Source organism: Cyanobium sp. LEGE 06113, from assembly GCF_015207615.1.
The window spans coordinates 1-18,572 of sequence record NZ_JADEWM010000001.1 but is presented as its reverse complement, the minus strand read 5'-3'; the positions used below and the strand labels follow the sequence as shown (position 1 = coordinate 18,572).

Sequence of the window (18,572 nt, the reverse complement as noted above, 5' to 3'; positions counted from 1 at the left end):
ATGACTGACTCCGCTTCTCGCTTCGGCTTCGTGGCCTTCGCCGAAACCTGGAATGGCCGCCTGGCCATGCTCGGCTTCGTGATCGGTCTTGCCACCGAAGTTCTCACCGGCCAGGGCATCCTCGGCCAGATCGGCCTCGGCTGATCCCGGCTCCAAGCCCCCAACGCAGCAGCGGCGCCGTCCCCAGGGACAGCGCCGCTTTTTGCTGGTTGTCTGGATGCAGACCGAAGCAAACAGATGGGAGACGGCATGCCCCCATCCGGAATGGGGCCCCTTGAGGCCAGGGACGGCTCAGGAGGCCTGTTGATAGAGGGCTTCGAGGCGCTCGCGGTTGAGGTCCACGTAGAGCAGGCGCTCACCGGGCTGGGGAGCCTCCGGGTGGCGGCTGCGGATCGTCGGCCGCTCTGCACCCCTGCTGAAGCCCTGGCTCATCAGCGCGAAGGAGCTGCACAGCAGCACAGCAGCAGCTACCGCATAGAGAAGGGCAAAGACCATGACACTCAGCTCGGAACGACCACCAACCTAGTGTAAAGAAGTGTTAACCGTGACAGATTGTTAAGCCTGCTGCCGCTCCCCTGCGGCGGCGTCCTGGTCCCTGGCGCTCAATCCAGCTTCACCCCCTCCAGGCGGCGGCGCGCCACCAGCAGCATCAGGCTGCGGCTCTCCAGGGGGATGCCGGCCGGCGTCCAGATCCCCGGACGGGCCGGCAGGTCCTGGCCGGCCGGCAGAGCGGTGTCGATCACCCGCAGCCAGCCGGAGGTGGAGACCGGCAGGTCGAAGTGCACAGCTTTGCTGTAGGCGTTCATGGCACACCACAGCAGCGGTCCCTGGGTGGGGTCGTTGATGCTCCAGGCCACGGTGTGCGACCAGCTGGCCCAGTCCGGCCGGGTGATCTCCACGCCGTGCCACTGGCGCCAGCGCTGCTGGTGATCGTCGTGGCGGCTCTGGGGCCGCTCCTGCAGCGGCAGTTCGGGGTTGATCAGGTCCACCAGATGCCGTCTCAGGCTCAGCAGCCGCCGCACGAAGCGGCGCAGGGCCAGATCGCTGCTGTCGGGCTGCCAGTGCATCCAGCCGAGGGGGTTGTTCTGGCACCAGGTGTTGTTGTTGCCTCCCTGGCTGCGTCGCACCTCATCGCCCATCAGCAGCATGGGCACGCCTGGAGCCAGCAGCAGGGTGCTCAGCAGGTTGCGCAGCTGCCGCTCCCGCAGCGCCCTCACGGCAGGGTCGCTGCTGGGGCCCTCCACGCCGTGGTTCCAGCTGTTGTTGTGGTTGTCGCCGTCCCGGTTGTCCTCACCGTTGGCCAGGTTGTGCTTGCCGTTGAAGCTCACCAGATCGGCCAGGGTGAAGCCGTCGTGGGCCGTGAGGAAGGTGATGGCCTGACCCGGGTGGGCCGGCATCAGGTTGTAGAGGTCGGGGCTGCCGCTCAGCCGCTGGCCCACGGCCCAGGAGCAGTTTTCATCGCCCTTCCAGAAGCGGCGCAGGTCGTCGCGGAAGCGGCCGTTCCAGGTGGACACCCGCCGGGCTGGGAAGTCGGCCAGCTTGTAGAGGCCGCCGCAGTCCCACGGTTCGCTGATCAGCTTCAGGTCGGCGAGGTCAGGGTCGGCCTCCATGGCCTCGAACAGCGGTGGCCGGGCCAGGGGCGCCAGGTTTTCGCCCCGGCTCAGGGCGATGCCCAGGTCGAAACGGAAGCCATCCACGCCCAGCTCCGTGGCCCAGCAGCGCAGGGATTCCAGGATCAGGTGCTGCACCAGCGGCCGGTTGGCGGCGATCGTGTTGCCGCAGCCGCTCACGTCCTGGTACTCGCCCAGGGCGCTCTGCTGGTAGTAGAGGCGGTCGGCGAAGCCGCGCCAGCTCAGGGTGGGGCCGTGCTGGTTGCCCTCACTGGTGTGGTTGTAGACCACATCCAGCAGCACCTCGATGCCCGCCAGGTGGCAGGCCTTCACCAGCTGCCGCACCTGGTCGCGGGCGCCGAGGGGATCGTTCCCCACCAGGTAGTCCGGGTGGGGGGCCATCCAGCTCAAGGGGCTGTAGCCCCAGTGGTTCTGGCGGCCCGGCGGCGCGTCGCCGGGATCGAAGGCCATCACCGGCAACAGCTCGATCGCGGTGATGCCCAGCTCCCGCAGCTGGGGCAGGGTGTCGATCAGCCCCAGCAGGGTGCCCTGGCGATCGGACGTCACCGGACAGCCGGCCCCCTGGGTGAAGCCCCCCACATGCAGCTCGTAGATCACGCTGCGCTGCCAGCTGTGGCGTGGGCGGGGCGCGGCTTCGAAATCAAAGCGGTCGCGCTCGGTGACCACGCCCCGCAGGCAGCAGGAGCTGTTGGGGGCGGCGCCGACCGCGGCGTCGCGGCGATAGCCCTGCCAGCCGGCGATGGCCCGGGCGCAGGGATCTAGCAGCACCTTGGACGGGGCAAAGCTGTGGCCGCCAGGCTGGAGGGGGCCGAACACCCGGTAGCCGTAGCAGCAGCCCAGCCCCAGGCCCTCCACCTCCACATGCCAGTGATCGCCGGAGCGGTGGCGGCCATCGAGCGCCACGACGCGACTGGGTTCGAGGGCGTCCGGGTGGCTGAACAGCAGCAGCTCCAGCCGGGTGGCCCGAGGAGCCACCACCGAGAAGTTCACCCCGCGGGAGGTGAGGGAGGAACCCAGCGGGCCCGGGCGCCCGGGATGGATGGCTCCGGGACGACTCCGGCGGGTCGCCACGGGCGCCGCTGGGGCCGAGATGGATGGGGCAGACAACGGCTCGGGCCAGCTTGCCCAACAAACTAGACAGACCTTCCCGGCTCAGGCCACTGTCAGCACTTGCCCTTCCAGCTGAGCCCGGCCGCCCTCCCCAGGCGGTGCGGCCCGGCCTGTGGCTGTTCGCCCCCAGCCGCGACAGCCAGGGGGGCAGCAGCTGGCTGCTGGAGGCCAGCGCCACTGGCCTGAGCTTTGATCTGCTGATCGACTGCCCCGGCTACAGCCAGGCCAACCTCGACTGGCTGAGCGCCCGCGGACCTGGGCTGCTGGTGCTCACCAGTCGCGAGGGCCACGGCCGCTGCCGCCGCGTGCAGCAGGCCATCGGCTGGGAGGTGCTGGTGCAGGAGCAGGAGGCCTACCTGTTGCCGGGGGTGGCGCCGCTGCGCAGCTTCGGGGCGACGTGTGAGCTGGCGCCGGGGGTACGCCTGCTCTGGACGCCTGGGCCCACGCCGGGTGCCTGCGTGGTGCATGCCCGCGGCCCAGAGCTGGATGTGCTGTTCTGCGGCAGGCTGCTGGCCCCCGTTGGCCCGAATGCGATCGCCCCGCTGCGCACGGCGCGCTGTTTCCACTGGCCGCGACAGTTGGCCAGCCTCGAGGCGCTGCGGGGCTGGTTGCCGCCAGGCTCCCCCGAGTGGATCGCCTGCGGCGGCGGCCTGGGTGCGCTGCGCGGCGCCAAACTCGTGACGGAGGGGGCCGTGGCGTTGCGATCGGCACCCTGATTTGGGCGATTCAGCACCAAACGGGCACCAGATCCGTTGCAGCAAGGCGCTTTTCTGTTGCAGTCCCCGGGCAGCACCCATACCATTGGCGCGCTGAACCCGGTCCGCCGGGGCGGCCACCCTGCCGAGGCCTCCCAACCTCCCCGTCCCGGCGCCGCCCCAACAACGCTCTGATCGCTGCCCCAGAGGCCACCCCCGCTCCTATGAACAAAGCAGATCTCGTCAACCTCGTGGCCGCCCGCACCGAGCTCACCAAGACCGACGTGTCCCAGGCCATCGACGCCGCCATCGAGACCATCATCGATTCGGTGGTGGAAGGCAACAAGGTGTCGATCCTTGGCTTCGGCTCCTTCGAGCCCCGCGAGCGCTCCGCTCGCCAAGGCCTCAACCCCAAGACCGGCGAGAAGATCAAGATTCCAGCCAAGCGGGTGCCCGCCTTCACCGCCGGCAAGATGTTCAAGGACCGCGTTCAGGGCTGAGGCCGCTTCCCCGCCACGTCGAGGCCCTGATCGCTGCCGGCCTGCGCCGGCGGGATCAGGGCTATCGCGGTCGCTTTGCCCCCTCCCCCAGCGGCCCGCTGCACCGCGGCAACCTGCGCACGGCACTGCTGAGCTGGCTGGAAGCACGCCTCGCCGGCGGCGAATGGCTTCTGCGCATCGATGACCTCGACACGCCCCGCAACAGAGCCGGCGCCGAGGCCGCCATCCTGGCGGACCTCACCTGGCTGGGCCTGAGCTGGGATGGGCCGCTCTGGCGCCAGAGCGAGCGCCGTGGCCTCTATTCCAGTGTGCTCTCGGCGCTCCGCCACGACGGCCGGCTCTACCCCTGCCGCTGCAGCCGCAGGCTCCTGGCCGATGTGTCGGCCCCCCACGGCGACTGGGCCGTGTACCCGGGCTTCTGCCGCCAGAGCCAGGTGGACTGGGGGGCCGTGGCGGGGCGATGGCCCAGTTGGCGGCTGCGGCTCTCCGCCGGTCCCATCGCCTGGCAGGAGGCTGCGGCCCTGGTGCCGGTGTCAGCACCGGGGCGGCTGGATGGAGCCAGCCAGGTGGGCGATGTGGTGCTGCGCCGGGCCGACGGCTTCATCACGTATCACCTGGCCACGGCGGTGGATGAGCTCACTCTCGGCATCGGGACGGTGGTGCGCGGCGAAGACCTGTGGAGCTCCACCGCCGCCCAGGTGGCCGTGATGCGCGAGCTGGGCGCCCCACCTCCCGCCTATGCCCATGTCCCCCTCTGGCGAGAGGAGAGCACGGGCCAGCGGCTGAGCAAACGCAGCGGAGCCGAGGGGCTTGAGGGCCTGCGGGCCAGGGGGTTGGATGCGGCCGGCGTGGTGGGGCTGCTGGCTGCCAGCGCCGCTCTGGTGCCGCCGGGATCGCGGCTGAGCGCCGCGGAGCTCCTGCAGCATCTGGCCACGAGGGCGACAGCCGCTCAGGAGCGCACTTCTTAAGGAAGCTTTCGGGAGCGTGGTGTGCGAATCCACGCACACTGGTGATGTTCCCCAGCGGCTGGCACGAGGCCGAGTTGATCAACACCCCAGCCCGGCAGCTCGCGAGCGCCGGCATGACTGAACGGCGTGTCTGCGAAGCCCTGTCCACAGGGATGTGCTGCCAGTGCGGCGGCAGTGGCGTGCTGCGGCTGGATGGCCAGCGCTATCGCACCTGCATGGCCTGTGTGGGACAGGGCAGGCAACGGCCCAGGTCGCTGCTGGCCGCCGAGGTGCTGCAGATTCCGCTGCCCCGGCTGCAGGAGCCGATCAGCGGGTCGGCTTCTTCTGCTGCTGCCTGATGAAGAAGGCGGCGGTGGCCACGACCACGGCCAGGGGGGCTGCGGTCAGCAGCAGCAGGATCACGGCCGTCCAGTCGGTGTACATCGCCGCCAAGTCACTGGATCCCATCATCCCAGCCAGGATTCCCCTGCGTGCCGTCCCCGTGCCTTTGTGATGCGACTTCTCTCCCGCGCCCTGCTCGGAGCACTCCCCGCTGCCGCCGCCCTGGGCCTGGGCTTGGGTCCCCCCTCGGCGGCCAACGTGGTGTTCGATGACTGTCAGCCCACGGCGGACGGTGGCGTCACCTGCGACACCCGCCCCACCGGCGAGACTCGGGTGGATGACGAGGCGGCCCGTTTCGGCCTCTATGACGCCGCCAGCCCCGGCTGGAACGAATTCGAGCCATTCGAGGCCGATGACGAGATGTTCGGCGGCAACGAGACCTGAGCCCCGATCGGCGCCCGGCGCTGACAGCGCCCTGATCCCCTGCTAGGCCTGGATTGGCGATCGGTCCAGGTCATGGCAGCGACGCTTCTCCCGCCTAGCCCAGCCGAAGGCACCCCACCGGCCCCCGACGCGCGCATCAGCCGCATCGTGCGGCGCCATGGCGCCAGGCCCGGCGAGCTGATCGAGGTGCTGCACCGGGTGCAGGAGCTGCTGGGCTGGTTGCCGCCCCAGGCCCTGGCCCAGGTGGCCCGGGAGCTGCAGCTGCCCCAGGCCCGCGTCTACGGGGTGGCCAGCTTCTACCACCTGTTCCGCCTGAGGGCCCCCACCGCCCACCGCTGTTGCGTGTGCCTGGGCACCGCCTGCTTCGTGAAGGGCGGAGCGGTGCTGGCGGCGCAGCTGGAGCGGCGGCTGGCGCTGCGGCTCGATGATCCCGCCGGCAACGGCGCCTGGAGCCTGGAGACCGTGAGCTGCCTGGGGGCCTGCAGCCAGGCGCCGGTGCTGGTGGTGGACGGGGGGCTGGAGGCGAAGCTGCCGCTGGATCAACCCGAGCGGCTTGAGCAACGGCTGGCGGGCCTGCTCCCGGAGGCCCTCGCTGCCCCCACACAGGCAGGAAACTGATGGCGGACCCGGTCCAGCTGCGTTGCTGCGGCGCCAGTGGCTGCCGCGCCGCCGGCAGCGAGGTCCTGCGGCAGGCCCTCGAGCAGGCGGCCCCCGCTGGCGTGGGCGTCAAGAGCGTGGGCTGCCTGCGCCTCTGCGGCCGCGGCCCCCTGGTGGCCATCGATCGGCCAGGGGAGAGCTCTGGCCCTGATGCTGGCCCTGGCCCTGGCCCTCCCGGCGACTCCCTGCTGTTCGGGGAGCTCCAGCCCAGCGAGGCCGAAGCGCTTGTGGCCTTGGCCCTGGGCGAAGGGGGCGGCGCCCTGGCGGACCGGCAGCTCGACCTGCGCCAGCCGTTCTTTGCCCTGCAACACCCCGTGGTGCTGGAGAGCTGCGGGCTGATCGATCCCACCAACTTGGATGACGCTCTGGCCCATGGGGCTTACGGCCAGCTGCGGCGGCTGCTGCAGGAGTGCAGCCCCGAGCAGGTGCGCGAGCAGGTGAAGCGCAGCGGCCTGCGGGGCCGGGGTGGCGCCGGCTATCCCACGGGCCTGAAGTGGGACACCGTGGCCCTGCAGCCTCCCGGCCCCCGCCTGGTGGTGTGCAACGCCGACGAGGGCGACCCCGGCGCCTTCATGGACCGCAGCGTGCTGGAGGGCGACCCGCACCGGCTGATTGAGGGCCTGGCGATCGCCGCGTTTGCGGTGGGCGCCGAACAGGGCTTTGTGTATGTGCGGGCCGAGTATCCGCTGGCGATCGAACGGCTGCGGCTGGCCCTGGAGCAGGCCCGCCGCCACGGACTGCTGGGGGCCCCGATCGATGGCAGTGGCTTTCAGCTGCAGCTGGAGCTGCGGGTGGGGGCCGGTGCCTACGTGTGCGGCGAGGAAACGGCGCTGCTGGCCTCGATCCAGGGGGAGCGCGGCACGCCGCGGCCGCGGCCGCCCTTCCCAGCCGAGGTGGGCCTCTGCGGGGCCCCCACCCTGATCAACAACGTGGAGACCCTGGCCGCGATCCCTGCGATCCTGCGCCGCGGCGGCGACTGGTATGCCGCCATCGGCACCGAGGGCAGCAAGGGCACCAAGGTGTTCTCCCTCTCGGGGGCGGTGCTGAACCCTGGCCTGGTGGAGGTGCCGATGGGCACCAGCCTGCGCACGGTGGTGCAGACCATCGGCGGCGGTGTGCCCGGCGGCACCGGAGCCCATGGCGGCGTGAAGGCCGTGCAGACCGGCGGCCCCTCGGGCGGCTGCATCCCGGCCCCTCTGCTCGACACGCCGGTGGACTACGAGCGCCTGCGAGAACTGGGTTCGATGCTGGGTTCAGGCGGCCTGGTGGTGATGGGCGAAACCACCTCGATGCCGGAGCTGGCCCGCTATTTCATGGGCTTCAACGTGAACGAGAGCTGCGGCAAATGCCTGCCCTGCCGCGCCGGCACCGTGCAGCTGGCCCAGCTGCTGGATCGCTTCGTGGCGCGGCGGGCGACCCTGGCCGACCTCGAGCGCCTGGAGGAGCTCTGCCACATGGTGGGCGCCACCAGCCTCTGCGGCCTGGGCAAGGCGGCGCCCAACCCGGTGCTCAGCACCCTGCGCTACTTCCGGCAGGAGTACCTGGCGGCCTGCCTGCTGGAGGTGACCCCATGAGCGTGCTCACCCTCACGGTGGATGGGCTGGAGGTGGCGGTGCCCGATGGCGCCTCGCTGCTGGAGGCGGTGCGGGCGGCCGGCGCCGAGCTGCCCACCCTCTGTCACCTGGAGGGGCTCACCCCGGTGGGGGCCTGCCGGCTCTGCCTGGTGGAGCTGGAGGACGGCGGCCGCCTGCTGCCCGCCTGCACCACCGCCGCCGCCGAGGGCATGGCGGTGCACACCGACACGGCCCAGCTGCGCGGCTACCGGCGCATGGCCGTGGAGCTGTTCTTCGCTGAGGGCAACCACGTGTGCGCCGTCTGTGTGGCCAGCGGCAGCTGCGAGCTCCAGGCCCTGGCGGTGGCCGTGGGCATGGACCACAGCCGCTTCCCCTACCAGTACCCGCCACGGCGGGTGGATGCCTCCCACCCCCGCTTCGTGATCGACCACCACCGCTGCATCCTCTGCACCCGCTGCGTGCGGGTCTGCGACGAGGTGGAGGGGGCCCATGTGTGGGATGTGGCCCAGCGCGGCGCCCAGTGCTCGATCATCGCCGGCTTCGATCAACCCTGGGGCGAGGTGGAGGCCTGCACCTCCTGCGGCAAGTGTGTGGACGTGTGCCCCACCGGCGCCATCTTCCACAAGGACGACACCACCACCGAGAAGCAGGTGCACCCGCCCCGGCCCCAGCTGCTGCGCCGCGCCCGGGAGCAGCAGCTGGGCAGGCACCCGTGCCCGTGAGCTCGCCATGACCACCCCGTCTCCGAAACTGCGCTTCGCCACGGTGTGGCTGGCCGGCTGCAGCGGCTGCCACATGTCGTTCCTCGATCTCGACGAGTGGCTGTTCGAGCTGGCGGCCCACGTGGATGTGGTGTACTCACCGGTGGCCAGCGACGCCAAGACCTATCCCGACAACGTGGATGTGTGCCTGGTGGAGGGGGCTGTGGCCAATGCCGACAACCGCGAGCTGGCCCTGCAGCTACGTGAGCGCACCCGGCTGGTGGTGTCCTTCGGCGACTGCGCCGTGACCGGCAACGTGCCGGCCCTGCGCAACCTCTGGAGCGCGGTGGACGGCGGCAGCCGCCAGAGCGTGCTGGATCGCGGCTACCTGGAGCTGGCCGACACCGGCGCCCAGCACCCCCATGCCCCCGGCATCGTGCCGGAGCTGCTGGAGCGGGTGCTGCCGCTGCATGAGGTGATCCCGGTGGACCTCTACCTGCCGGGTTGCCCGCCGTCGGCGCAGCGCATCCAGGCCGCCATCGAACCGCTGCTGCGGGGCGAGATGCCGCCGATGCAAGGCAAGGCGATGCTGCAGTTCGGCTAGCTGCCCGCAGGAATCCCCATGACCCGCACGATCACGATCGATCCGGTGACCCGCATCGAGGGGCACGCCAAGATCACCCTGCATCTCGATGAGGCGGGCTGCCTGGCCGATGCCCGCTTCCACGTGGTGGAGTATCGCGGCTTCGAAACCTTCTGCGAGGGCAGGCCGTTCACCGATATGGCCGGCATCACGGCCCGCATCTGCGGCATCTGCCCGGTGAGCCACCTGCTGGCGGCGGCGAAAACGGGCGACAAGCTGCTGGCGGTGCAGCCGCCGGCGGCGGCGCGCCAGCTGCGGCGCATGCTCAACCTGGCCCAGCTCTGCCAGAGCCACGCGCTGTCGTTCTTTCACCTCAGCAGTCCTGATTTCCTGCTGGGCTGGGAGAGCGATCCGGCCCGCCGCAATGTGTTCGGCCTGATGGCGGCCGACCCCGATCTGGCGCGCGCCGGCATCCGGCTGCGGCAGTTCGGCCAGCAGGTGCTGGAGCTGCTGGGGGGTCGCAAGATTCACTCGGCCTGGGCGGTGCCCGGGGGCGTGCGTACGCCCCTGAGCGCCGAGGCCAGGGCGTGGATCCTGGAGCGGCTGCCGGAGGCCAAGGCCACGGTGGCCACGGCGCTGAAGCTCTACAAAACCCTGCTGGACGGGCCGCTGCAGCGGGAGCAGAGCACCTTCGGTGACTTCCCTTCGCTGTTCATGGGCCTGGTGGGGCCGGGCGGGCGCTGGGAGTGCATCGACGGCCTGATCCGCTTCACCGGCAGCGACGGCCGGATCGTGGCCGATGGCCTCAGCGAAGACGACTACGCCAGCTTCCTGGGCGAGGCCGTGGAGAGCTGGAGTTACCTGAAATTCCCCTACTACAAGCCACTGGGCTATCCCGAGGGCATCTACCGGGTGGGGCCGCTGGCGCGGCTGAATGTGTGCGACTCAATCGGCACGCAATGGGCCGATGCCGAGCTGGCTGAGTTCCGCCAGCGCAGCGGCACTGAGGAGAGCGGCGGCCGCATCGTGACCTCCTCGTTTGCCTATCACCACGCCCGGCTGGTGGAGATCGTGGCCTGCCTGGAGGGGATCGAGCAGCTGGTGGCGGATGACAGCCTGATGGGCGGCCGCATCCGCGCCCGCGCCGACCTCAACGCCAACGAAGCGGTGGGCGTGAGCGAGGCACCGCGCGGCACCCTGTTTCACCACTACCGGGTGGATGACAATGGCCTGATCACCCGGGTGAACCTGATCATCGCCACGGGCCAGAACAACCTGGCTATGAACCGCACCGTGGCCCAGATTGCCCGGGAGTTCATCCCCGAGCCGGTGGCCGCCGGCGCCGAGATCCCCGAACCCCTGCTGAACCGGGTGGAGGCGGGCATCCGCTGCTTCGATCCCTGCCTCTCCTGCAGCACCCACGCGGCGGGACAGATGCCCCTGCACATTGAGTTGCGGGATGCGGAGGGTGGGTTGGTGGCGGAGAGGCTGCGGGGGTGAGGGGTGGCATCGGGGGGCAAGCTCCACGGTTGAAGAGCCTTTCTCCGAAGGACCATGCCCTTCCCGGGGATGGCAGCAGTGCTTGGCTGTGTAGCCCTGTGAACGGTCTTCTGCGGGCCCGCATAAGACGCGAGGAGCTAGAGGTGGCCAGCCAGGAGCCGCTGAGGTACAAGGGCTTTTGTAGTGTTGACCGGAGATTGAGGGGCTCTTATGTGGCTGCAGACAGATGAGGATGGTGTTTATACGGGTCCGTCCAAAAGGCGTTAGAGAGATCTAGAAGAGTGGACGCGGCCGCCTAGTGCCGTTTAACATTCGATGACAACCCGCAACATCACGCTAGACAGGGCAGCGACGCCGTTGTAGTGTTAACATAACTTCATCAACTCAGGCTAGTGGGTGGCAAATCGAATTCCCATAAATCCAGCGGTTCTTACCTGGGCCAGAAGGACAGCAGGCTACAAGATCGATGATCTTGTAGCCAATAAGCAGTTCTCAAAGATTGCCAAATGGGAATCTGGAGATGAAAGTCCTACATATTCACAGCTAGAAAAGTTGGCCGAGAAGTTTCACCGGCCGATTGTTGTATTCTTTTTCCCAAAACCTCCTCCTGAAGAGCCTGTTGAAAAAGCTCTCCGATCAGTCTCTGAAAGTTCAGTTGAGAACTTAAATCCTGTTATTCATTACCTTTTCAGAAAAGCAAAGGTTTTTCAGCTGAGCCTCGCGGAGCTGTTTGAAGGCCAAGAAGAGATACAGAAACATCGTCTGTCGTGGCTTACTCAAGCAGGAGCCATTGAGAGCTCGTCATTCGCCGAAAGGTTTCGGTCGATCTTAGATGTGTCAATTGAAGAGCAGCAGTCATGGCAAGGTAGTGATGATGCATTTAAGGAGTGGAGACGTAGACTTGCATTGCGGGGAGTCTTTGTGTTCAAAGATGCATTTAAAAACACAGAAGTATCTGGATTCTGTGTTTATGATGATCTGTTCCCGATTATATTTATAAATAATAGTCATCCTAAGAATAGGCAGATCTTTACTCTTTTCCACGAGCTGTGCCATTTGCTCTTAAAGCAGAGCTTCTTGGATATTATGACAGAGCAGTCGTGGCTTGCCAATCAAGTGCATCTTGGCAAGGAGGAGTCACTTTGCAATAGTCTTGCCTCAGAGATTCTCGTTCCTGTTGAGCATCTAATTTCGCAAGTGGGTTCTCTCCCTGTAGACAATACTCTTGTCGACCAGCTTGCTGACTCCTACCATGTAAGCAGCGAGGTAATTGCCAGAAAGTTACTAGACCAAGGCCTAGTCTCTAGAAGGTCTTACGAGGGAATGATTCACGAGTGGTATAGTATACGCGAACGCGCTGCGGCTGAAACTGATAAGTCTAGTGGTAATTACTACAACACAAAGTCCTCTTATCTTGGCGACTCATACATTTCTGTTGTCCTTAGGAACTACTATCAAGGCAAGATTGATATAGTCCAAGCATCTGATTATCTTGACATCAAGCCAAAGTCCTTCCCTGGGCTTGAGGAGAAGTTCTTAGAGAGAGCAAAGGTTGATGTATATCTTTGATACGAACTCGTTTCGAGAACTCTTTCGGTTCTATCCACGAAGATTTCCGCAGCTATGGAAGCACTTTGATGAATTGGTTAGTCAAGGAGAGATTTTCTCAGTAAGGGAAGTCTTGAAAGAGATGCAGGCTTCGGGTACAGATCATCTTGATACACAATGGGCAATCCAGAATAAGGATCTCTTTAGAGAACCTTCAGTGGCTGAGGCACTATTTCTGAGAGAGATCTACGGAATTGATCATTTTCAGCAAGGCCTTGAGCGGAAGAAACTGCTTAAAGGCGGGCCATTCGCTGATCCATTTATAATAGCAAGGGCAAAGGTTCACAACGGCACTGTGGTGACTGAAGAAAAGGAAAAGGCCAATGGGACGAAAATACCGAATATATGCAAGCACTTCGGTGTACCATGCACCAATCTTGAAGGCTTTATGGAATTGGAAGAATGGGAGTTTTAGCGCATGATTTGTTTCAACAGACTTGGTGACTACTCTCTAACAACCAGATTCAGAAGACGGGAGCGGGGTTGTCTATTAAGGCGATGCGTCCCTGCCCGCTTCTGATCTGGAGCGTTAGATGCACAGCCACTCAGGCCGGACTAGCAACTGAAGACACAGGGAAATAGAAGTGTTGAATACATACCGTCGCTGCAGTGCCTTGATCTGACTGAAATGGGCTTGATTATGCACCGCCACCCCCCATTCGTTCATGGAGGCCAATTGATGGCTAGCATGGTAAAATCAACCTTAACAGATCTAGCGCAACTCCCCTAAAACTGGTTCCTCAATGGCACTGCAGCGCCTAACAGCAAAGAATCTCACCGTCTTCACTAAGGCTGACTTGACCTTTGGCAAGGGGCTAAATGTAATTGTTGGCGAGAATGGCGCCGGCAAGACACACCTTTTAAAACTGACTTATTCAGTGATTGCAACTTTCTGGGAAGAAGGAAGGAAGCCGAGTCCAACTACACCTACGAAGACTCATCTGCAGGTCAAACTCGCAGACAAGCTAGTCAATGTCTTCCGCCCGGAGGCACTCGGGCGATTGGCTCGCAGAAAGCCTGGACGAGAAAGATGTGATGTAAGCCTTAAGTTCACAGACAGCAAGCACAACATATCCTTTAGCTTTGCCACCAACAGTAAGACCGAAGTTGCACTTGAAGTGACACCAAGTTCTTGGCTAGAAGTGTCTGCCGCCTACTTCCCGACACGGGAGCTGCTCACAATCTTTCCCAACTTCGTCTCAGTTTACGAGGGACACTATCTTGAGTTTGAAGAGACTTGGAGGGATACCTGCTTAATGTTAGGCGAGCCTCTACAGAGAGGGCCTAGAGAAAAGCGCATTCAAGAACTCTTAGCGCCTATCGAGGATGCTATGGGGGGAAAGATTGAGCTCGATAAAGTTGGGCGCTTTTATCTCAGCACTCCAAATGGTCGACTGGAGATGCCTCTAGTCGCAGAGGGCCTGCGGAAGCTGGAATGCTTGCAAGGTTGGTTGCGACTGGAAGCTTGCTGGACAAAGGCTTCTTGTTTTGGGATGAGCCGGAAGCGAATCTCAATCCTATGCTAATTAAACAAGTAGCAAAAAGCATTCTGTCTCTAAGTTCATCAGGCATTCAGGTCTTTTTGGCAACTCACAGTCTATTCTTGCTGCGAGAGATCGAGATCCTTACATCTCAACAGCCCTTTGATGAACTAAGCGCAAGGTTCTTCGGGTTGCATAAAGACACTGATGGATCTGTAAGCGTATCTCAAGGTGACTCAATAGATGAGATCGGAGATATCACCTCGCTTGACGAAGAACTTGCCCAGTCCGATAGATTTATCGAAGAATGACCTCGCCATGACTGTGCATCATGTAGATGGGTTAGTATTCGACTTCCCTTCGCCTTGGCTAGCAAGCAAGTATGACGAATGGAGTTTCTATCGCAATCAGTTTTTGCGCATGCGGCCTGGCATTAAAGCAGTAGACTTAATTGCGCTCAATCCCGATACAGCATGGATGATTGAGGTCAAGGACTACAGAGTTCATCGCAGAACGAAGATAGTTGACATCCATCAGGAGTTCGCCGAGAAAGTCCTGCACACACTTTCAGCACTGCTGCCTGCAAAGGCTAACGCCACTGACCTCACGGAAAGGAGGTTTGCCGCTGAGACTCTCAGACGAGGCCGGCTTAGACTTGTACTACATCTAGAGCAGCCGGCAAAACATTCAAAGTTGTTTCCAAGAGCCATCAACCCCGTAAATGTACAACTAAAACTCAGACAAGTGCTCAAGGCTATTGATCCTCATCCTATCGTTGCAGAGACTGGAAGGATGCATGGCCTAGTCTGGTCTGTTGCGTAGTGCGCCATTAAGCATTATCCCGCTTCTAGTGGGCAACGGGAAGCACCCTTGGCTTGATAGGCATCTAACATCAAGATTCAGCGGGCGTGCGCACTGAGGTCTCAGTTAAATCTTCAAGACTCATCCACGCCGCTGATCTTGAGCGTTAGATGCACTGGGCGTGCGACTGGAAATCGCTAGAATGACAAGCGAGAAGTTGTTCGCATCTGATTGCTAAATGCCCGAGATAGCCAAAGACACAATTACTTTACTCAGCTATTTGTTGCCAGGCTTTCTTGCGGCGTGGGTTCTTTACGGCCTAACCTCAAATCCAAAGCCGGGCCAGTTTGAAAGGGTAATAGGAGCCCTAATCCTTACATTCTTTATTCATGTCATGCTCCCAGTTGCACGGGGAGTCCTCGTATTCCTAGGTAGGTACGTGTATGCACTGAGACCTTGGGATTCCACGTCTCAGAATTTGTGCAAACTCATTCTAGCTATAGCCACTGGCGTTTTATTGGCAATTTACACTAACAACGACGGCGCCCACAAATGGCTCAGAAGACTTGGATTAACTACACGAAACTCATTTCCTTCTGAATGGGTAGGCGTATTTTCAAGAAAGATTACATATGTTGTTCTGCATCTCAAGGATGGCAGACGTCTTTATGGTTGGCCTCGTGAATGGCCGAATCAACATGATAAGGGCCATTTTTATATTCAGGAGCCATCATGGGTACTGCAAGATGAAAGCCAAATCACCTTGGAAAATGTCGATGGCCTCTTGGTCCCAAGTTCTGCCGTAGAATGGGTTGAGTTCATGGTTGCGCCCCAAGAGCCGCAAGATGCGTAGAGGTTCTAACCCCCCGCCACCATCCAACCGTCCCTCCCAGGGAAGCCAGCCGCAGGCTAGACCGGTTAACCCACCAACTACAGGGTACAAGCCACCTCCGCCAGCAAGCCCTCCTCCCGCAACCAATAAGTAGCTTTTGAGGAGAACAAGGGTTTGATGTTATTTCTGGATACATCAGGCTGCGATATGCGGGCATCTAACAATGCCATTCACCTGAGCCGCCTCCTAATGATTCCTGTTTGGCCCTGAACTTACGGCGGCCAGGTGATGGCAAGCGTTGGACCGACCGGTAAGCGAGACCCCCGTGCCAGTCCGCGGCCAAGCAGCTAAAGTGATTTGAGGAGGTGTCTTCAATGTCTAGACAGTTTGATGTAATAATCGAAAAGGATTCAGAAGGGTTCTTCGTGGCGACGGTCCCTGCTCTCCCTGGTTGCCATACGCAAGCCAAATCACTGGATCAATTGATGGAACGTATCAAGGAAGCTATTGAGCTTTGCCTTGAGGTTGCAAGCACTGAGTGTGAGACACTTGATTTTGTAGGAGTACAGCGAGTTACAGTAGAAGTGTGACGAGGTATTCTGCAATTTCAGGAGATGCCTGATGGATGTATTGGGCTACTTCCCGCCGCCGATCTTGAGCGTTAGAAAGATGCGAACAACCATTTCAGCCGTGGCTATGCTGAGTGGGTGGATCAGGAACTGAGTTTTGTCCCCAACCGTTTTCAGGGAAGGCGAATTTCGTTTCTTCTTCTTTTCACGCGAGGAGAGTCGCCCTCATGTCCATGTCAGTCATCCTGATGGTGAGGCGAAGTTCTAGCTCAGTCCGACCGTTGAACTGGCTCGGAATATCGGGCTAAGCTCTTCAAGAGTTAAAGAAGCAGAACGCCTGACTAAGACTCGTCAACAGGAGATCATCAATGCCTGGAACAACCACTTTAAAGGCTGAGGTCACAAATGTTTCTGGACACTGCGTCTGGATCCTCGTCGATGACGAAGAGCTGGCTCTTCCCTATTCAGAATTTCCTTGGTTTGAATCGGCGACAATCCATCAGATCCTCAATGTCTTAAGGCCGACTGCTGATCATTTGTATTGGCCTGATATTGATGTCGACTTATCAGTCGATTCCATACGCCACCCTGAATGGTTTCCGCTGATGGTAAAGAGCACTTCCCAACCCGGCCATGCACCTGACCCGCCCCCATCAATTCCCTGAAGCCCAACGAGATCCGGAGGCAGAAGCTCTCTGCGGCCAGGTGATGGCCAGCGTTATTATGTTTCCTCCATGTTAAGGTATAGATAATGAATAAATCGGAACAGTTTTGGGATGGCGCTTCCAAAAACTATGACAAGACCGAAGAGCGATTTGAGTACATTCATAGTAGATCTAGAGAAAACACCAAGAAATTTCTAAAAGATGGCGATCTTGTTCTTGACTATGGCTGCGGTAGTGGAACTACAGCTTGTCAGTTTGCCGGGCAGGTTAAGGCGGTTCATGCAATTGATATATCATCGAAGATGATTGAGTTGGCTCGGGGAAAAGCCGCTGCCGCGAAAGCTCAGAACATACGCTTCGAACAAACGGATATTTTTAACAGCAAATATTCGAACGAATCATATGATATCATTCTGGCTTTTAATATGTTTCATACAGTACCTAACCCACAGGATGTAGTGCTCCGGGTATATGACTTACTAAAGCCAAATGGTTTATTTATCTCTGTAACACCTTGCTTACGCCAGAAGATGTCATTTTTAGTCAATCTACAAATCCAGTTTGTGAGTATCTTGTGTAAACTGGGACTAATTCCAATACCTATAAGAAGGATTACTAGCTCTGAGGTCGACAGATTACTAGAAACTGGCAGGTTTATAACGGTTGAATCTGAAGATATATATAAAGATGCATCGAGCTATTATGTCGCGGCAAGGAAGTTGCGAAAAACATACAAAGGCAAGTAAGAAGGGCACGCTAACGCGCGCCTAATCTCGCGGCGTTAGGGAGCAAGACCATGGACACGACTCACCGCGAGATTGTCGATTACTGGACTGGTCACCAAAGCGAATGCGGTCTGCCCGTCGACTGGGCGAAGGCAGAACAGTTGTGTTGGCGTTGCGCACATAAGCGAAAACTTCAGCATGGCCACATCATTCCGCGCTCTCTTGAAGGGGACGAAAGCCCTAGCAACCTAGTACTCTTGTGAGCTCAGTGCCATAAAGAGGCCCCCAATGTCGCAGATCCGGAATTCATGTTGGTCTGGCTTCGTGCACACGCTGTTCTCTTTTGTCGTACGTACTGGCAAGAACGTGGAACTAAAGAATATGAACTGATTTATGGCGAAAAGCCGTTCGCGGTGCTTGCTCACGGCGATGAGCTCTTGCAAAAAGTAAAGGATATTGCCGAGGAGATATTTCCAAAGACGAGTAGACATTGGGGACAGGGAAAGATCAACCCTGCCACTTGGGCCTGGGTTTTCCGTCAGGTCAATCAAAGGCTGCGTGATAATGCCTAACAAACCCCTGGAGAGGACAGGCCGCCACCAACTGCTCTCTGTGAGCCCAATCTACCTGCCTGCCACTCAGGGGCAGTGTTCGCCACCCCAGGCAGCTCCCAACCCATCAACTCGCCCTGAGTTGCCATGTCCAGGACCATCCAAGCCGGCCTCGTCTACTTCGCCATGGTGCTGGGCGCCGGAATTGCTCTTGGCCTGGTGAGGGTTCCGTTCCTGGTGCCACGCATCGGCGAGCGCTGGGCGGAACTGTTGGAGATGCCCATCATGGCGATCGCCATCTACCTGGCGGCAGGCGCGATCCTTCGCCAATTCCCTGAGATTGGCTCTCCTCGTCGGTCGATCATTGCCGGTGTGCTGGCCTTGGCCTTGATGGTTGCCGTGGAGTTGGCCCTGGCCGCCCTTATCCGAGGCATGGCCCCCGCGGAGTTCATCGCCAGCCGAGACCCGGTGTCGGGATCGGTCTATCTCGTTCTGCTGCTGGTGTTTGCCGTGATGCCCTGGCTTCGGCTGTCCCGTGTCAATCAGGTTGACGGGTGGCGTCAATCTGGTTGACCGGTAGAGAGTGGTTGTTCGGAAGCCCGCTGGAGCCTGAGATCGCAGCGGGGATCGGGATCGTGACCAGGCTGTCGCGGCGC

Annotated in this window: 26 protein-coding genes; 23 read left to right on the top strand and 3 right to left on the bottom strand. The window is 61.4% G+C overall.

From position 1 onward, the window contains the following. Complete coding sequence (locus IQ220_RS00120) at window positions 1-144, top strand: chlorophyll a/b-binding protein (protein ID WP_186697161.1); 144 nt, start codon at window positions 1-3, stop codon at window positions 142-144. A gap of 147 nt (window positions 145-291) precedes the next feature. Here the strand turns inward: IQ220_RS00120 and IQ220_RS00115 are convergent, their stop codons facing one another. Continuing rightward, entirely contained in the window at window positions 292-495 is a 204-nt protein-coding gene (locus tag IQ220_RS00115; protein WP_186697162.1) for a hypothetical protein, read from the bottom strand. A 107-nt stretch (window positions 496-602) separates the two neighbouring features. Next, complete coding sequence (locus tag IQ220_RS00110) at window positions 603-2,672, bottom strand: isoamylase (RefSeq protein ID WP_193913105.1); 2,070 nt, start codon at window positions 2,670-2,672, stop codon at window positions 603-605. Window positions 2,673-2,839: 167 nt separating this feature from the next. Here IQ220_RS00110 and IQ220_RS00105 point away from each other — a divergent pair, with 167 nt between their 5' ends. The 4 genes from IQ220_RS00105 (at window position 2,840) to IQ220_RS00090 (ending at window position 5,242) form a co-directional block, all read left to right on the top strand. Beyond that, window positions 2,840-3,457 carry an MBL fold metallo-hydrolase gene (locus IQ220_RS00105; RefSeq protein WP_370566280.1) on the top strand — a complete coding sequence of 206 codons (618 nt, stop codon included), beginning with the start codon at window positions 2,840-2,842 and terminating at the stop codon, window positions 3,455-3,457. Between the two features lie 203 nt (window positions 3,458-3,660). Further along, the gene (locus IQ220_RS00100) at window positions 3,661-3,936 is read left to right on the top strand and encodes an HU family DNA-binding protein (RefSeq protein ID WP_186697163.1); all 276 of its coding nucleotides are present in this window, start codon (window positions 3,661-3,663) and stop codon (window positions 3,934-3,936) included. Beyond that, window positions 3,933-4,904, top strand: a complete 972-nt coding sequence (gene gluQRS / locus IQ220_RS00095; protein ID WP_193913101.1) for a tRNA glutamyl-Q(34) synthetase GluQRS — start codon at window positions 3,933-3,935, stop codon at window positions 4,902-4,904. Before IQ220_RS00100 ends, gluQRS begins: the two co-directional genes overlap by 4 nt. A gap of 44 nt (window positions 4,905-4,948) precedes the next feature. After that, a complete protein-coding gene (locus IQ220_RS00090) occupies window positions 4,949-5,242 on the top strand; it encodes a hypothetical protein (RefSeq protein ID WP_193912732.1) in 294 nt (97 codons plus the stop codon). Here the strand turns inward: IQ220_RS00090 and IQ220_RS00085 are convergent. Continuing rightward, complete coding sequence (locus tag IQ220_RS00085; RefSeq protein WP_186700891.1) at window positions 5,211-5,351, bottom strand: hypothetical protein; 141 nt, start codon at window positions 5,349-5,351, stop codon at window positions 5,211-5,213. The genes IQ220_RS00090 and IQ220_RS00085 overlap by 32 nt on opposite strands. A 45-nt stretch (window positions 5,352-5,396) precedes the next feature. Here IQ220_RS00085 and IQ220_RS00080 point away from each other — a divergent pair, with 45 nt between their 5' ends. The 18 genes from IQ220_RS00080 (at window position 5,397) to IQ220_RS00005 (ending at window position 18,489) form a co-directional block, all read left to right on the top strand. Then, window positions 5,397-5,669 (top strand): hypothetical protein, encoded by a 273-nt coding sequence (locus IQ220_RS00080; RefSeq protein ID WP_228008775.1) that lies wholly within the window; start codon window positions 5,397-5,399, stop codon window positions 5,667-5,669. A 72-nt stretch (window positions 5,670-5,741) separates the two neighbouring features. Beyond that, window positions 5,742-6,287: an NAD(P)H-dependent oxidoreductase subunit E gene (locus tag IQ220_RS00075; protein ID WP_193912730.1), complete on the top strand. Its 546-nt coding sequence runs from the start codon at window positions 5,742-5,744 to the stop codon at window positions 6,285-6,287. After that, window positions 6,287-7,900, top strand: coding sequence for a NuoF family protein (locus IQ220_RS00070; RefSeq protein ID WP_193912728.1), 1,614 nt, complete (start codon window positions 6,287-6,289; stop codon window positions 7,898-7,900). Before IQ220_RS00075 ends, IQ220_RS00070 begins: the two co-directional genes overlap by 1 nt. Continuing rightward, on the top strand, window positions 7,897-8,622 hold the full coding sequence (hoxU, locus tag IQ220_RS00065; RefSeq protein WP_193912726.1) for a bidirectional hydrogenase complex protein HoxU: 726 nt from the start codon (window positions 7,897-7,899) through the stop codon (window positions 8,620-8,622). The genes IQ220_RS00070 and hoxU overlap by 4 nt, the downstream gene beginning before the upstream one ends. Window positions 8,623-8,629: 7 nt before the next feature. After that, window positions 8,630-9,205, top strand: a complete 576-nt coding sequence (locus IQ220_RS00060; protein WP_193912724.1) for an oxidoreductase — start codon at window positions 8,630-8,632, stop codon at window positions 9,203-9,205. An 18-nt stretch (window positions 9,206-9,223) separates the two neighbouring features. Continuing rightward, window positions 9,224-10,684, top strand: coding sequence for a Ni/Fe hydrogenase subunit alpha (locus IQ220_RS00055; RefSeq protein ID WP_193912722.1), 1,461 nt, complete (start codon window positions 9,224-9,226; stop codon window positions 10,682-10,684). Between the two features lie 396 nt (window positions 10,685-11,080). After that, window positions 11,081-12,253, top strand: coding sequence for an ImmA/IrrE family metallo-endopeptidase (locus tag IQ220_RS16265; protein WP_193912720.1), 1,173 nt, complete (start codon window positions 11,081-11,083; stop codon window positions 12,251-12,253). Then, window positions 12,240-12,707 carry a PIN domain-containing protein gene (locus IQ220_RS00045; protein ID WP_193912710.1) on the top strand — a complete coding sequence of 156 codons (468 nt, stop codon included), beginning with the start codon at window positions 12,240-12,242 and terminating at the stop codon, window positions 12,705-12,707. The genes IQ220_RS16265 and IQ220_RS00045 overlap by 14 nt, the downstream gene beginning before the upstream one ends. A 328-nt stretch (window positions 12,708-13,035) precedes the next feature. After that, a complete protein-coding gene (locus tag IQ220_RS16260) occupies window positions 13,036-13,818 on the top strand; it encodes an AAA family ATPase (RefSeq protein WP_228008774.1) in 783 nt (260 codons plus the stop codon). Further along, window positions 13,728-14,084 carry an AAA family ATPase gene (locus IQ220_RS15400; protein ID WP_228008773.1) on the top strand — a complete coding sequence of 119 codons (357 nt, stop codon included), beginning with the start codon at window positions 13,728-13,730 and terminating at the stop codon, window positions 14,082-14,084. The genes IQ220_RS16260 and IQ220_RS15400 overlap by 91 nt, the downstream gene beginning before the upstream one ends. A 166-nt stretch (window positions 14,085-14,250) precedes the next feature. Beyond that, window positions 14,251-14,595 (top strand): hypothetical protein, encoded by a 345-nt coding sequence (locus IQ220_RS00035; protein ID WP_197686652.1) that lies wholly within the window; start codon window positions 14,251-14,253, stop codon window positions 14,593-14,595. Between the two features lie 217 nt (window positions 14,596-14,812). Further along, window positions 14,813-15,427, top strand: a complete 615-nt coding sequence (locus tag IQ220_RS16255; protein ID WP_228008772.1) for a DUF6338 family protein — start codon at window positions 14,813-14,815, stop codon at window positions 15,425-15,427. Between the two features lie 353 nt (window positions 15,428-15,780). Then, window positions 15,781-15,996 (top strand): type II toxin-antitoxin system HicB family antitoxin, encoded by a 216-nt coding sequence (locus tag IQ220_RS16250; RefSeq protein WP_193913097.1) that lies wholly within the window; start codon window positions 15,781-15,783, stop codon window positions 15,994-15,996. Between the two features lie 136 nt (window positions 15,997-16,132). Then, a complete protein-coding gene (locus IQ220_RS16245) occupies window positions 16,133-16,243 on the top strand; it encodes a DUF4160 domain-containing protein (RefSeq protein ID WP_228008771.1) in 111 nt (36 codons plus the stop codon). A 100-nt stretch (window positions 16,244-16,343) separates the two neighbouring features. After that, entirely contained in the window at window positions 16,344-16,640 is a 297-nt protein-coding gene (locus IQ220_RS00020; protein WP_193912706.1) for a DUF2442 domain-containing protein, read from the top strand. Between the two features lie 86 nt (window positions 16,641-16,726). Further along, window positions 16,727-17,386: a bifunctional 2-polyprenyl-6-hydroxyphenol methylase/3-demethylubiquinol 3-O-methyltransferase UbiG gene (locus IQ220_RS00015; protein ID WP_193912704.1), complete on the top strand. Its 660-nt coding sequence runs from the start codon at window positions 16,727-16,729 to the stop codon at window positions 17,384-17,386. A 287-nt stretch (window positions 17,387-17,673) separates the two neighbouring features. Continuing rightward, window positions 17,674-17,937, top strand: coding sequence for a hypothetical protein (locus IQ220_RS00010; protein ID WP_193912702.1), 264 nt, complete (start codon window positions 17,674-17,676; stop codon window positions 17,935-17,937). Between the two features lie 126 nt (window positions 17,938-18,063). Continuing rightward, window positions 18,064-18,489 (top strand): hypothetical protein, encoded by a 426-nt coding sequence (locus IQ220_RS00005; protein ID WP_193912700.1) that lies wholly within the window; start codon window positions 18,064-18,066, stop codon window positions 18,487-18,489. The last annotated feature ends 83 nt before the right edge of the window (window positions 18,490-18,572 follow it).

Coding starts and splice junctions, on each gene's coding strand:
- IQ220_RS00120 (WP_186697161.1), top strand. CDS start 1: ATGACTGACTCCGCTTCTCGCTTCGGCTTCGTGGCCTTCGCCGAAACC.
- IQ220_RS00115 (WP_186697162.1), bottom strand. CDS start 495: ATGGTCTTTGCCCTTCTCTATGCGGTAGCTGCTGCTGTGCTGCTGTGC.
- IQ220_RS00100 (WP_186697163.1), top strand. CDS start 3,661: ATGAACAAAGCAGATCTCGTCAACCTCGTGGCCGCCCGCACCGAGCTC.
- IQ220_RS00090 (WP_193912732.1), top strand. CDS start 4,949: ATGTTCCCCAGCGGCTGGCACGAGGCCGAGTTGATCAACACCCCAGCC.
- IQ220_RS00085 (WP_186700891.1), bottom strand. CDS start 5,351: ATGGGATCCAGTGACTTGGCGGCGATGTACACCGACTGGACGGCCGTG.
- IQ220_RS00080 (WP_228008775.1), top strand. CDS start 5,397: ATGCGACTTCTCTCCCGCGCCCTGCTCGGAGCACTCCCCGCTGCCGCC.
- IQ220_RS00075 (WP_193912730.1), top strand. CDS start 5,742: ATGGCAGCGACGCTTCTCCCGCCTAGCCCAGCCGAAGGCACCCCACCG.
- IQ220_RS00070 (WP_193912728.1), top strand. CDS start 6,287: ATGGCGGACCCGGTCCAGCTGCGTTGCTGCGGCGCCAGTGGCTGCCGC.
- hoxU (WP_193912726.1), top strand. CDS start 7,897: ATGAGCGTGCTCACCCTCACGGTGGATGGGCTGGAGGTGGCGGTGCCC.
- IQ220_RS00060 (WP_193912724.1), top strand. CDS start 8,630: ATGACCACCCCGTCTCCGAAACTGCGCTTCGCCACGGTGTGGCTGGCC.
- IQ220_RS00055 (WP_193912722.1), top strand. CDS start 9,224: ATGACCCGCACGATCACGATCGATCCGGTGACCCGCATCGAGGGGCAC.
- IQ220_RS00045 (WP_193912710.1), top strand. CDS start 12,240: ATGTATATCTTTGATACGAACTCGTTTCGAGAACTCTTTCGGTTCTAT.
- IQ220_RS16260 (WP_228008774.1), top strand. CDS start 13,036: ATGGCACTGCAGCGCCTAACAGCAAAGAATCTCACCGTCTTCACTAAG.
- IQ220_RS15400 (WP_228008773.1), top strand. CDS start 13,728: ATGCTTGCAAGGTTGGTTGCGACTGGAAGCTTGCTGGACAAAGGCTTC.
- IQ220_RS00035 (WP_197686652.1), top strand. CDS start 14,251: ATGATTGAGGTCAAGGACTACAGAGTTCATCGCAGAACGAAGATAGTT.
- IQ220_RS16255 (WP_228008772.1), top strand. CDS start 14,813: ATGCCCGAGATAGCCAAAGACACAATTACTTTACTCAGCTATTTGTTG.
- IQ220_RS16250 (WP_193913097.1), top strand. CDS start 15,781: ATGTCTAGACAGTTTGATGTAATAATCGAAAAGGATTCAGAAGGGTTC.
- IQ220_RS00020 (WP_193912706.1), top strand. CDS start 16,344: ATGCCTGGAACAACCACTTTAAAGGCTGAGGTCACAAATGTTTCTGGA.
- IQ220_RS00015 (WP_193912704.1), top strand. CDS start 16,727: ATGAATAAATCGGAACAGTTTTGGGATGGCGCTTCCAAAAACTATGAC.
- IQ220_RS00010 (WP_193912702.1), top strand. CDS start 17,674: ATGTTGGTCTGGCTTCGTGCACACGCTGTTCTCTTTTGTCGTACGTAC.
- IQ220_RS00005 (WP_193912700.1), top strand. CDS start 18,064: ATGTCCAGGACCATCCAAGCCGGCCTCGTCTACTTCGCCATGGTGCTG.